The sequence below is a fragment of the Citrobacter freundii complex sp. 2025EL-00176 genome (assembly GCF_053309355.1).
Genome location: NZ_JBRYHT010000008.1, coordinates 162,572 through 175,215 on the forward strand (window position 1 = coordinate 162,572; position 12,644 = coordinate 175,215).

Genomic DNA, 12,644 nt, shown 5'->3' on the forward strand with positions numbered 1-12,644 from the left:
TTTCTCCATGTTCATGTTATTATTGATAACCATTCTCAATAGTAACATAGAGCAATAAAAAGGGGCCATATCAGGCCCCTTATCTCTTAAGAGAACGTTTAACCGCCCAGATAAGCGCTGCGCACCGCTTCATTCGCCAGTAGCGCATCGCCGGTGTCTTCCAGCACCACATGGCCGTTTTCCAGCACGTAGCCGCGGTCGGCGAGCTTCAGCGCCTGGTTGGCGTTCTGCTCGACGAGGAAGATGGTCATCCCCTGCTCGCGTAACTGCTCGATGGTGTTAAAGATCTGCTGGATGATAATCGGCGCCAGACCCAGCGACGGCTCATCAAGCAACAGTAGCCTGGGCTGGCTCATCAGCGCACGGCCTATCGCCAGCATCTGCTGTTCACCGCCGGACATGGTACCCGCACGCTGAATGCGACGCTCATGCAGGCGCGGGAACAGGTCATACACCCACTTGATACGTTCCTGAAACTGGTCCTTCTCGGCAAAGAAGCCGCCCATCGCCAGGTTCTCTTCCACCGTCATGCGCGAAAACACACGACGCCCTTCCGGAACGATCGCCACCGCTTCGCGCATGATTTTCGCCGTTTGCCAGTCGGTAATGTCTTTACCATCAAAGACAATTCGCCCGCTGGTCGCGCGTGGATCGCCGCATAACGTACCGAGCAGGGTGGTTTTCCCCGCGCCGTTGGCGCCGATAAGCGTTACGATTTCACCCTGATTGATATACAGGCTAACCTCGTGCAGCGCCTGAATTTTGCCGTAGTGGGCGCTGACTTTATCGAACGATAACATCACCTTATCCATATTATGCCTCGCCCCCATTATGCTTCACCTAAATAGGCGCGGATCACGTCCGGGTTATTACGAATCTGTTCTGGCGTCCCGTTCGCCAGCGGCGTGCCCTGGTTCACCACGTAAATACGATCGGAAATTCCCATCACCAGTTTCATATCGTGCTCAATCAACAGAATGGTGGTGTTGTGATGGTTGCGCAGTTCGGCAATCAGCTCGTCCAGCTCTTTGGTCTCTTTCGGGTTGAGGCCAGCGGCAGGCTCGTCAAGCATCAGGATCTCCGGCTGCGTCACCATGCAGCGGGCGATCTCCAGCCGACGCTGGTCACCATAGGCGAGGTTACTGGCCTGGCGGTTGGCATGCTCCAGCAAACCAATACGCGCAAGCCAGGTAGCGGCGCGATCCAGGGCTTCACTCTGCGCGCGACGGAACGACGGCGTTTTTAACAGGCCGGAAAAGACGCCGGTTTTCAATTGCTGGTGTTGCGCCACCAGCAGGTTTTCAATCACCGTCATTTCGCGAAACAGGCGTACGTGCTGGAAAGTGCGCACCACGCCCATGCGGGCAATCTGCTGGCCCGGCAGCCCTTCCAGATGCTGGTCGCGCAGTTTAATCGTCCCGCCCGTCGGTTTATAAAAACCGGTCAGGCAGTTAAAGACTGTGGTTTTCCCCGCGCCGTTCGGCCCGATTAATGAGACGATTTCCTGCGGCCTCAGTTCCAGCTCAACGTTGTTCACCGCCAACAGACCGCCGAAGCGCATCATCAGGCCGTTCACGGATAATAATGGCTGACTCATGCCTGCTCTCCTTTTGCTTCCCCGTTTTTCAGCTTCAGCTGCGGACGGGTCATCGGCAACAAGCCCTGCGGACGCCAGATCATCATCAGTACCATCAAACCACCCAGCATTAACATGCTGTATTCATTGAAATCACGCATCAGTTCGCGTGACACCACCAGCAGGATCGCCGCGAGGATGACCGCAAACTGCGAGCCCATTCCGCCCAGGACCACAATCGCCAACACAAAGGCTGACTCGGCAAAGGTGAACGATTCCGGGCTGACAAAACCTTGCCGCGCGGCAAACAGCGTGCCGGCGAAACCCGCGAACGCAGCGCTGATGGTAAAGGCAGTCAGCTTGATGCGCGTTGGGTTTAAGCCCAGCGAACGGCAGGCAATTTCATCTTCACGCAGCGCTTCCCACGCACGTCCCAGCGGCATACGCAGCAGACGGTTGATGACAAACAGTGAGAACACCACCAGCAGCAGCGCCACCAGATAGAGGAAAATCACGCGATCGGACGGGTCATACTTCACGTTAAAGAAGTTGCTGAAGGTATCCCAGCCGCCTTCACGCGCGCTGCGGCTGAACTCCAGACCGAAAAAGGTGGGTTTCGGGATCTGGCTAATACCGTTCGGGCCGCCGGTGATTTCAGTGTTGTTGAGCAGCAGGATACGGACGATTTCGCCGAAACCCAAGGTCACAATCGCCAGATAGTCACCACGCAGGCGCAGAACCGGGAAGCCGAGCAGGAACCCCGCAGCGGCAGAAACCAGTCCCGCCAGCGGCAGACAGGTCCAGAAACCGAGGCCGTAATAGTGGTTCAGTAGCGCAAAGGTGTAAGCGCCGATGGCATAGAAGCCGCCGTAGCCCAGCACCAGCAGGCCGGAAAGCCCCACCACCACGTTTAAGCCGAGGCCGAGGATGATATAAATCATCGTCAGCGTGGCGATATCCACCGTGCCGCGCGAGACCATAAACGGCCATGCCACGGCAATCACCAGCAGCGCCACCAGAAACAGTTTCTGTTTCACCGTTGAGCCGTCAATCGCTGGCAGAATAAACTTCGGCCCGGAGACGCTCTTCAGGCCCTTCTGGAACGCCGGACGCAACAGTTGGAAAAGAAACACCACGCCAGTGCCGATGAACACCCACTGCCAGCGGATATCCGCGGCGGTATCCACCACCAGTTTGGTACCGTCCAGTTCTAGCTGAACGCCCATAAAGACACCCGCCAGGATGAAGAACATGGCGGCAGAGAGCAGCGCCATTGCAAAATGCATCGGTTTCATACTTTCTCTACCTCCGGGCGACCCAGAATACCGGTCGGCATCACCAGCAGTACCAGAATCAGCAGTGCGAACGACACCACGTCTTTGTATTCGGTACTCAGATAAGCAGAAGAAAGCGCTTCGGCAACGCCCAGAATCAGGCCGCCGATCATCGCTCCAGGAATGCTGCCAATGCCGCCCAGTACCGCCGCGGTAAAGGCTTTCATCCCAGCCATAAAGCCGATGTAGGGGTTAATTACGCCATAGAACTGACCGAGCAGCACGCCCGCAACCGCCGCCATTGCCGCCCCGATCACAAAGGTCAGCGCAATCACACGGTCGGTGTTAATGCCGAGCAAGCTGGCCATTTTCAGGTCTTCCGCACAGGCGCGGCAGGCGCGTCCCATACGCGAATAGCGAATAAACAGCGTCAGCGCCAGCATCGCGAGGAAGGTTACAATCCAGATAACCGCCTGCATGGTGGTGATGGAAGCAGAGAAGTTTTCACTACTGCCGACGGTCCATTGGCCGTTAAACAGGCTGGGCAGCGCCACGTCGCGCGAACCTTCCGTCAGGCTGACGTAGTTTTGCAGGAAGATGGACATCCCGATGGCGGAAATCAGCGCGATCAGGCGCTTGGAGCTGCGCACGGGCCGATACGCCACCCGTTCAATGCTCCAGCCGTAGGCGCTGGCAATCACAATCGCGCCGACGAAGCCCGCCGCGACCAGTAGCCAACTGGAATCAATCCCCATCATCATTAGCGCAGCGATGATCATAAAGGAGACATAGCTGCCGATCATATACACCTCGCCATGGGCGAAGTTGATCATGCCAATAATGCCGTACACCATCGTATAACCGATGGCGATCAGCGCGTAGGTGCTTCCCAGCGTGACGCCGTTAAACATCTGCTGCAAGAAATAGAGGAACTGCTCGGACATAAGGTAACCTTTCTTAACCCGCCCGTTTTGCACGGGCGGTGGGATAACTCGTCTTCAGGTATTACTTCGCGACGGTCGATGATCCGTCGGCGTGCCACTGGAAGACACCAAACTCAAATCCCTTCAAATCGCCTTTTTCGTCCCATTTCAGCGGCCCAATCACGGTATCAGCCCCGTGTGCTTTCAGATCTTTCACCAGATCCAGCGGCTCTTTGCTTTCGCTGCGATCCATTGCGCTCGCCAGTGACTGGACGGCTGCATATGTGATCCACACGTACGGTCCGGTTGGATCTTTCTTGTCAGCTTTGAGCGCATCGACAATCGCTTTATTTGCCGGATCCTGGTCATAGCGTTTTGGCATCGTCACCAGCATGCCTTCTGCGGCATCACCGGCGATATTAGACAGAGAGGCATTACCCACACCCTCTGGCCCCATAAACTGAGTTTTCAGGCCAATGGATCGCGCCTGGCGCAGCATTTGCCCCATTTCCGGGTAGTAGCCGCCGTAATAGACGAAGTCGATATTTTCTTTCTTCAGACGGGCAATAAGCGCAGAGAAATCTTTTTCCCCAGCGGTGATGCCATCAAAGAAGACGATGTTGGCTTTGCCCGCTTTCAGGCTGTCCTGCACCGAACGCGCCAGGCCTTCACCGTATTGCTGTTTATCATGGATGATGGCGATGCGCTGCGGCTTCACCTTCTCCAGAATGTATTTCGCGGCGGTTGGTCCCTGAGATGAGTCCAGACCCGCAGTACGCATAATGTGTGCGTAACCACGCTGAGTCAGTTCCGGGTTGGTTGCCCCCGGGGAAATCATCAGGATCCCTTCGTCTTCATAGATATCTGACGCTGGCTGGGTCGAAGATGAGCACAGGTGGCCAATAACATACTGAATACCGTCGTTAACGATTTTGTTTGCTACGGCAACGGCCTGTTTTGGATCGCACGCATCGTCATATTCCACGGCGACCAGCTTGTCGCCTTTGATCCCGCCTTTGGCATTGATATCTTTAATGGCCTGACGTGCGCCATTAAATTCCATATCACCCCATTGCGCGACCGGACCCGACATCGCCCCGACAACGGCGACCTTAATATCTTCTGCCATGACAGCATGCGACATTGCCAGTGCTATCACCCCTGCGATGATTGTTTTCGCATTCCGTTTCATTACCTGAATCCCCATTCGTGACGTAATTAATATTTTGTATTTATGTGGTTAAAAAGCAGACTGTGCTTTTTTTGAACTGCACTATTTTTACCAGTCTCATTAATGGTTTAGCACAGTTTTTTAAGCAAAATCAGGCTAAAATCTCTATATTTCAGTCGATTAAGAAAAGATAATATTCTGCTTTTCGCTATAGATAAACAAAAAAAAGCACGTTTGTCAGCATAAAATAACGGTACAAAGAGCGGAATAAAATGCTGCATTCCAGGGTATTATCCTGCCTGTTTTTCAATCTCTAATGTTTCAAACTGTCATTACCGTTGTCGCAAAACTATTAATCTGGTTAATCGCATAAAAAAGAGAAAGCATCCGGGCGAATTATTTCGGTACACTGCTTCCATCTTTTGTGATTTGGACATGCTGCTCATGAAGCTGACCATCGTTCGTTTAAACAACTTCAGTGCTCAGGATCTCATCGATCTTGGCAAAATTTGGCCGGAATACTCCGCCTCATCATTAAGCGTAGATGAAACGCACCGGATCTATGCCGCGCGCTTTAACGAGCGTCTGCTTGGCGCGGTACGCGTCACGCTGAGCGGCACACAAGGCGCTCTGGATTCGTTACGCGTACGTGAAATCACCCGTCGTCGCGGCGTCGGGCAGTATTTGATCGAAGAGGTGATCCGCGAAAACCCAAGTGTGAGTTCATGGTGGATGGCAGATGTAGGCGTTGAAGACCGCAGCGTGATGGCCGCGTTTATGCAGGCGTTAGGCTTTACAGCACAGGCGGATGGCTGGGAGAAGCGCTAAAAGAAAGCCGGATGGCGCTGACGCTTATCCGGCCTACAAAGTACTCGTTGTAGGCCGGGTAAGGCGAAGCCGCCACCCGGCACTCAATTACTTGGCGTCTGTGGCCGTACCATTAGCATGCCAGTCAAACACACCGAATTCGAAGCCTTTCAGATCGCCCTTCTCGTCCCAGGACAGCGGCCCCATGACGGTTTCTACTGAGTTTGCTTTCAGGTATTTGGCAATTTCAGCCGGATCGTCAGACTGGTTCAGGCCAGCCTGCAAGGATTGCAGTGCGGCGTAAGTGGTCCACACGAATGCGCCACTTGGATCCTGTTTCTTGGCCTTGATAGCATCCACAATCGGTTTGTTCGCGGGCACCTGATCGTAGTTCTTCGGCTTGGTTACCAGTAAGCCTTCCGCAGACTCACCCGCGATGTTAGACAGCGACACGTTCGCTACCCCTTCCGGACCCATAAACTGGGTTTTCAGACCAGCGGCACGAGACTGACGCAGGATCTGCCCCATTTCCGGATGATAACCACCGTAGTAAACGAAATCGATATTCTCTTTCTTCAGGCGCGCCACCAGCGTCGAGAAGTCTTTTTCACCGGCGGTAATCCCGTCAAAGAACACTACGTTGGCGTTGCCTTTCTTCAGGCCGTCCTGCACCGCGCGCGCCAGACCTTCACCGTACTGCTGCTTATCGTGAATGATCGCGATGCGTTGCGGCTTCACTTTTTCCAGAATGTATTTGGCGGCAGTTGGCCCCTGATCGGAATCCAGGCCGGTGGTACGCATCACCAGCTTATAACCACGCGCGGTCAGCTCCGGTGCCGTTGCTGCCGGGGTGATCATCAGAATGCCTTCATCTTCATAGATATCTGACGCGGGCTGTGTGGAAGATGAGCACAGATGGCCGATAACGTATTTAATTCCGTCGTTGACCACTTTGTTCGCGACCGCTACCGCTTGTTTCGGGTCGCAGGCATCGTCGTATTTCACCACGACCAGTTTGTCACCTTTCACCCCGCCCTTGGCGTTGATATCCGCAATCGCCTGCTCTGCGCCAGTAAACTCCTGATCGCCATACTGCGCTACCGGACCGGACATCGCGCCGACAACGGCCACTTTAATATCCTTAGCAAACGCCATATTGCTCAAAGACAGGGCGATACATCCTGCCAATAACGCTTTACCCTTCATATTCATCCTGACAATCCCCATTATTGTGGTTATTACGTGTGTTGTGATGTTGTTGTTCAGCACTTTATTTCGATTATTGGACAGCCACCCGTGCTTTAGCAGCATACTCTGCTAAAACATACCCGATTTTTATTATTTTGGAATAGCTAAATTTGACATGCAGATAACAACTTGATGACAAAAAGCATAAACGTCAGGAGATAGAGGGAGAGATAAAAACAAAAAACCCCGGATTTTCATCCAGGGTTTATCAGCATTTCCAGGTTTGCTGGAAGATTACGCTTCGATCGCCGCGCGCAGTTTTTTCATGGCGTTCTTTTCAAGCTGACGAACACGTTCAGCGGAAACGCCGTAGCGATCGGCCAGTTCCTGCAACGTTGACTTGTTGTCTTCATCCAGCCAACGGGCACGGATGATATCCTGGCTACGTTCGTCCAGACCTTCCATTGCGTGAGTCAGTTTGTTCGCGGCCTGATCTTCCCAGTTATCTTCTTCAATGCCATCGGCAAAGTTAGAGGATTTATCCTGCAGATACAGAACCGGCGCCATCGGCTGGCTGTCAGACTCGTCGTCTGAAGACATATCAAACGTCATGTCCTGCGCCGCCATACGGGATTCCATTTCGCGCACGTCTTTGCTGGAAACACCCAGCTCACGAGCCACCATTTCAACTTCGTCCTGGTTGAACCAGCCCAGACGCTGCTTGGTTTTACGCAGGTTAAAGAACAGCTTACGCTGTGCTTTAGTGGTCGCGACTTTCACGATACGCCAGTTACGCAGAACGTATTCATGGATCTCAGCTTTGATCCAGTGCACGGCGAAAGAAACCAGGCGCACACCCACTTCCGGGTTGAAACGGCGCACGGCTTTCATCAGGCCGATATTACCTTCCTGAATCAGATCCGCCTGCGGCAGGCCATAGCCCGCGTAGTTACGAGCAACATGAACAACAAAGCGCAGGTGAGACAGGATCAGCGTTTTAGCTGCTTCCAGATCGCCCTGGTAATGCAGCTTTTCAGCCAGTGCCCGCTCCTCGTCAGCCGACAACATCGGCCACGCGTTCGCAGCCCGGATGTAAGATTCCAGGTTACCAACAGGGGCTAAAGCTAAATTTTGCATTTCTTTGGTCATTCAAATCCTCTCAATCTTTTCATCTGGCGCGTTGGCAAAAAAACTAATTAACAAAAACCAGTAGCAACAACCATGCCAGAGCTTATGAGCAACGAGAATATCATTCAATCTTTTATCAGACAGTGATTTTATCCACAAGTTCCATGTCGTAATGTGTATAGATTACGCACAAAATGTGACATCACAATGAATACGCCGGGAAGAGATAACAGGGACTCTTTCCCTGCAGAGCGAACTACTCAGTGCAGGGAAAGATTATACCAGAGATTTTTTAATCGGGGGTAAAGTGGCGTAAATGTTGAACCGTGGCAAGCCAGGCTGCCACCCAGCCGATCATTGAGCATACCAGCAGTAACAACAGGCACTCGTCGAATGATAAGCCGTTGATATCAAACTTAGTTCCAAAAACCTGCGCCACTTCCGTAACCGCTGACGACAGACGCATCACCAAAATTTCTGACAAAATCAGTGAAAGAAATGCGCCGGAAAAACCGAGCAGGGCTCCGCCATAAAGGAACGGGCGCAGGATAAACCCGTCCGTTGCGCCAATCAGCTTCTGCACGTTAATGGTATCGCGTCGCGCAAAAATACTCAGGCGCACACTGTTACCGATGACGAGGAAGACCGCCGCTACCATCAGCACGCCAATCATCGCGGATACGCGCCCAACGAGACCCGTCAACGCCGCCAGACGAGCAAACCAGCTGTCATCCATCCGCACTTCATCAATACCGTTGATCTGTGCAACGCGGTCACGCAGGGTATTCAGCGACTCTGTACCCTGGAAATCCAGTTTCGGGATAACCACCGCTACGGCAGGAAGCGGGTTTTCCTCCAGCATATCCAGCGCGCCGCCAAAGCCGGACCAGTTGCGGAATTCGCCCAGTGCATCTTCGCGGGAAAGATAATTAACTTTCTCGACGCCCTGTTCGGCCTGCAACTGACCCACCACCCGCGCCGCCGCGTCATCATCCAGCGTTTTTTGCAGATAGACGGTGATTTGCGGCGAGGGATAATACTGGCTTGCCGCCTGGTTTACGTTTTTATAAACCATGTAGCACACGCTTGGCAGCGTCAGGGAGATGGCGATCACCATCACCGTGAGGAACGTCGCCAGCGGCTTACTTTTCAGGTCCTGCAACGCGCCCTGGAACGCATAGCGCACCTGCTCGTTAAAAACGTTGGTTTTACGTGAGTTCGGTTTTGGCGCGGCTTTCGCGCGTTTTGGCGCATTACGACCACCGTCACCCGGCGCACCGCCTGATTTACGAAAACGATCCAGTCGGCCACCGAACTGTTTGATTTGATTGATAGCGTCACGTCTATTCATGCGCCAGGCCTCCATGCAGGTGTCCATCACTCAGGACCATCTGACGGTAGGAGCGACGGGAGATCAGTCCAATGTCGTGCGTGGCCATTAATACCGTGACCCCGACGCGGTTAAACTCTTCGAACAGACGAAGGATCCCTTCCGACAGCGCGTCATCCAGGTTCCCCGTCGGTTCATCCGCCAGCAGTACCGCAGGTTTATTCACCACCGCACGGGCGATGCCCACGCGCTGTTGTTCACCGCCGGAGAGCTGAATCGGGAAGTTTTTCGCTTTGTCCAACAGCCCGACTTTATCCAGCGCCGCTGACACGCGACGACGAATATCGTCCCCGCTGGCGCCCGCGATGATCAGCGGGATTGCCACGTTGTCAAACACGGTTCTGTCCATCAACAGGTGGTGATCCTGAAAAATCATGCCAATCTGACGACGCAGAAACGGTACTTCACGGTTTTTCAAACGGCTGATGTCATGCCCGCTGAAGTAGATTTTCCCGGCGCTGGGCCGTTCAATTCCACAGATCAGCTTCAGCAGGGTACTTTTACCCGCACCAGAGTGGCCGGTCAGAAACGCCATCTCGCCAGGCTGCATATGGAAGGTCACTCCCTGCAGCGCTTGTCTCCCACCGAGATAGGCCTTGCTGACATGTTCAAAGCGAATCATTGTTAATCCTCTCGGGCAAAAAGTGCCTCTATAAAATCGTCCGCTTTAAACGGACGTAAATCCTCGATACGTTCGCCCACACCAATATAGCGGATAGGGATGCCAAACTGATCGGCAACTGAGAAGATGACCCCGCCCTTCGCCGTACCGTCCAGCTTGGTCAGGGTGATACCGGTTAAGCCCACCGCTTCATGGAACAGTTTGGCCTGGCTTATCGCATTCTGCCCGGTACTGGCGTCGATAGTCAGCATAACTTCATGCGGCGCCTCTTCGTCGAGCTTCTTCATGACGCGAACGATTTTTTTCAGTTCTTCCATCAGGTGCGATTTGTTCTGTAAACGCCCTGCGGTATCAGCGATCAGCACGTCTACGTTACGCGCTTTCGCGGCCTGGATGGCATCAAAGATAACGGAGGCGGAATCCGCGCCGGTATGCTGCGCAATCACCGGGATATTGTTACGCTGACCCCAGACCTGCAACTGCTCTACCGCTGCCGCACGGAAGGTATCGCCCGCCGCCAGCATCACCGTTTTCCCCTGCTGCTCAAACTGACGCGCCAGCTTACCAATGGTAGTTGTTTTACCCACACCGTTGACGCCAACCATTAAGATAACAAATGGCGTTTTACCCTCGACGTTAAGCGGCTCATCAACCTTCGCCAGAATCTCGCCCATCTCATCTTTCAGCAGGCCATACAGCGCTTCTGCATCTTTGAGCTGCTTGCGGCTGGCGCCTTCCGTCAGATTCGCAATAATTTTGCGGGTCGTTTCTACGCCCACATCGGCGATCAGCAACTGTTCTTCCAGCTCTTCAAACAGATCATCGTCGATCTTTTTACCGCGGAACAGACTGATAAATCCGGAACCGAGGTTTTCTTTTGTTTTCAGCAGACTGCGTTTCAGGCGCGCAAAGAAGCCTTCTTTGGTTGGTTTTTCCTGCTCCTGGACCGCCTCTTCTTCTACCGGTTCTTCAACCGGCACTACCATGACGGCTTCTTCCGCCGCTTCGGCAGCCAGGGCCTGCGCTTCCAGCTCTTCACCGGTCAGCTGCGGTTCGTTTTCGGCTTCTTCTTCAACCGCCTCGACGATTTCTACAGTTTCCGCTTCAGCCTGCCACTCTTCGGCAGAAACCGCTTCGGTTTTCACCTCTTCCGGCAGCGGCAATTCTTCGTGTTCGATAACCGCCGCCGCAGGGGTTTCCACTGCAGGTTCAACAGTGGATTCAATAACCGGCTCAACCTCCGGCTGCGGTTGCTCAGCAACAGGTTCTTCTTCCGGCTGCAGTTTTTCGATTTCCGCAACCTGTTCAGTGACTTCAACAACTTCAGCAGCAAAGGCTTCCGTTTGTGCGTCGCTACGGGTTTCCTCGGCGCGCGGCTGTTCGTCAACGACGGTAGTTTCTTCAGCAACCGGTTGTTGTTCTTCGTTTTTTAGTTCTGTCTCGTTTTCCGGTGCCTGCTCTTTTTGACCAAAGCCCAGCCAGGAAAAAAAGCCACGTTTTTTCTCTTTCGCCATTTGCGACTACACTCCCCCGCTGTTGCTTCATGGCACAGCGTCAACGCTATGTACATAGCAGCTAAAAAAATGATGAAATAGTCTATCACTTAACTTAACTCACATCACCGCCTGGAATGACACGTCAGCAGCGGATTGAGCAATAATTGAAATGAAAAAACCGAATCACTCTGGTAGCGGCCAGATCCGCATTATTGGCGGGCAATGGCGTGGCCGTAAACTCCCGGTTCCGGACAGTCCCGGCCTGCGCCCGACCACCGACCGCGTACGCGAAACCTTATTTAACTGGTTGGCCCCGGTAATGGTCGATTCACATTGCCTGGACTGCTTCGCCGGCAGCGGCGCGTTGGGGCTGGAAGCCCTCTCTCGCTATGCGGCAAATGCGACGCTTCTGGAGATGGATCGCGCGGTATCGCAGCAGCTGCAAAAGAATCTTGCTACGCTGAAGGCAAATAATGCCCGCGTCGTCAACACCAATACGCTGGCGTTTCTGGCCCAACCCGGTACGCCGCATAACGTGGTGTTCGTTGATCCGCCGTTTCGCAAAGGATTACTGGAAGAAACATTAACGCTTCTGGAAACCCATGGCTGGCTGGCAGATGAAGCGTATATTTACGTTGAGAGCGAAGTCGAAAACGGCCTGCCGCCGGTTCCGGTAAACTGGTCACTATACCGTGAAAAAGTGGCAGGACAGGTCGCTTACCGCCTGTATCAACGTGAAGCACAAGGAGAGCACGATGCTAATTAATCTGGGACGTCTGTTGATGCTGTGCGTGTGGGCATTTTTATTACTGAATATTTTCCAACCCTTCCCGCGCCCGCTTAACATCTTCGTTAACGTCGCACTGATATTTATGGTGCTGATGCACGGCATGCAATTGGCGCTGCTAAAAAGCACCATGCCAAAAGATGGCCCGCAGATGACCAGCGGGGAGAAAATCCGCATTTTCCTGTTCGGCGTCTTTGAGCTACTGGTCTGGCAGAAGAAGATTAAAGATCAGTTGAAGAAGTAACTGTGATTTTTCGCCCGGCGGCGCGTTGCGAGCCGGAG

The 12,644-nt window shown here is 53.4% G+C and carries 13 protein-coding genes; 3 read left to right on the forward strand and 10 right to left on the reverse strand.

The window, feature by feature from the left end; genetic code table 11:
* Positions 1–98 precede the first annotated feature (98 nt).
* The 5 genes from livF to livK form a co-directional block, all read right to left on the reverse strand.
* Entirely contained in the window at positions 99–812 is a 714-nt protein-coding gene (gene livF / locus ACVXHP_RS16520; RefSeq protein ID WP_304702711.1) for a high-affinity branched-chain amino acid ABC transporter ATP-binding protein LivF, read from the reverse strand.
* A gap of 17 nt (positions 813–829) precedes the next feature.
* Entirely contained in the window at positions 830–1,597 is a 768-nt protein-coding gene (gene livG, locus ACVXHP_RS16525) for a high-affinity branched-chain amino acid ABC transporter ATP-binding protein LivG (protein WP_003827578.1), read from the reverse strand.
* On the reverse strand, positions 1,594–2,871 hold the full coding sequence (livM, locus tag ACVXHP_RS16530; RefSeq protein ID WP_038634986.1) for a branched chain amino acid ABC transporter permease LivM: 1,278 nt from the start codon (positions 2,869–2,871) through the stop codon (positions 1,594–1,596). The genes livG and livM overlap by 4 nt, the downstream gene beginning before the upstream one ends.
* The gene (gene livH, locus ACVXHP_RS16535) at positions 2,868–3,794 is read right to left on the reverse strand and encodes a high-affinity branched-chain amino acid ABC transporter permease LivH (RefSeq protein ID WP_043018610.1); all 927 of its coding nucleotides are present in this window, start codon (positions 3,792–3,794) and stop codon (positions 2,868–2,870) included. The genes livM and livH overlap by 4 nt, the downstream gene beginning before the upstream one ends.
* A gap of 61 nt (positions 3,795–3,855) precedes the next feature.
* Entirely contained in the window at positions 3,856–4,965 is a 1,110-nt protein-coding gene (livK, locus tag ACVXHP_RS16540) for a high-affinity branched-chain amino acid ABC transporter substrate-binding protein LivK (protein ID WP_447571825.1), read from the reverse strand.
* Positions 4,966–5,388: 423 nt separating this feature from the next.
* On the opposite strand from livK, the gene panM reads away from it, so the two are divergent.
* Positions 5,389–5,772: an aspartate 1-decarboxylase autocleavage activator PanM gene (gene panM, locus ACVXHP_RS16545; protein ID WP_038634992.1), complete on the forward strand. Its 384-nt coding sequence runs from the start codon at positions 5,389–5,391 to the stop codon at positions 5,770–5,772.
* A gap of 87 nt (positions 5,773–5,859) precedes the next feature.
* On the opposite strand, the gene livJ is transcribed toward panM, so the two are convergent.
* The 5 genes from livJ to ftsY all read right to left on the reverse strand — a co-directional run bounded on the left by livJ (position 5,860) and on the right by ftsY (position 11,593).
* Complete coding sequence (livJ, locus tag ACVXHP_RS16550) at positions 5,860–6,963, reverse strand: branched chain amino acid ABC transporter substrate-binding protein LivJ (protein WP_139815584.1); 1,104 nt, start codon at positions 6,961–6,963, stop codon at positions 5,860–5,862.
* A 270-nt stretch (positions 6,964–7,233) separates the two neighbouring features.
* Entirely contained in the window at positions 7,234–8,088 is an 855-nt protein-coding gene (gene rpoH, locus ACVXHP_RS16555; protein WP_003023425.1) for an RNA polymerase sigma factor RpoH, read from the reverse strand.
* A 271-nt stretch (positions 8,089–8,359) separates the two neighbouring features.
* The gene (gene ftsX, locus ACVXHP_RS16560; protein WP_304702708.1) at positions 8,360–9,418 is read right to left on the reverse strand and encodes a permease-like cell division protein FtsX; all 1,059 of its coding nucleotides are present in this window, start codon (positions 9,416–9,418) and stop codon (positions 8,360–8,362) included.
* Positions 9,411–10,079 carry a cell division ATP-binding protein FtsE gene (ftsE, locus tag ACVXHP_RS16565; protein WP_003023420.1) on the reverse strand — a complete coding sequence of 223 codons (669 nt, stop codon included), beginning with the start codon at positions 10,077–10,079 and terminating at the stop codon, positions 9,411–9,413. The genes ftsX and ftsE overlap by 8 nt, the downstream gene beginning before the upstream one ends.
* 2 nt (positions 10,080–10,081) lie before the next feature.
* Positions 10,082–11,593, reverse strand: a complete 1,512-nt coding sequence (ftsY, locus tag ACVXHP_RS16570; protein ID WP_447571826.1) for a signal recognition particle-docking protein FtsY — start codon at positions 11,591–11,593, stop codon at positions 10,082–10,084.
* A 151-nt stretch (positions 11,594–11,744) separates the two neighbouring features.
* On the opposite strand from ftsY, the gene rsmD reads away from it, so the two are divergent.
* Positions 11,745–12,341, forward strand: coding sequence for a 16S rRNA (guanine(966)-N(2))-methyltransferase (gene rsmD / locus ACVXHP_RS16575; RefSeq protein ID WP_447571827.1), 597 nt, complete (start codon positions 11,745–11,747; stop codon positions 12,339–12,341).
* Positions 12,331–12,606, forward strand: coding sequence for a DUF1145 family protein (locus ACVXHP_RS16580; RefSeq protein ID WP_042311836.1), 276 nt, complete (start codon positions 12,331–12,333; stop codon positions 12,604–12,606). The genes rsmD and ACVXHP_RS16580 overlap by 11 nt, the downstream gene beginning before the upstream one ends.
* Positions 12,607–12,644 lie beyond the last annotated feature (38 nt).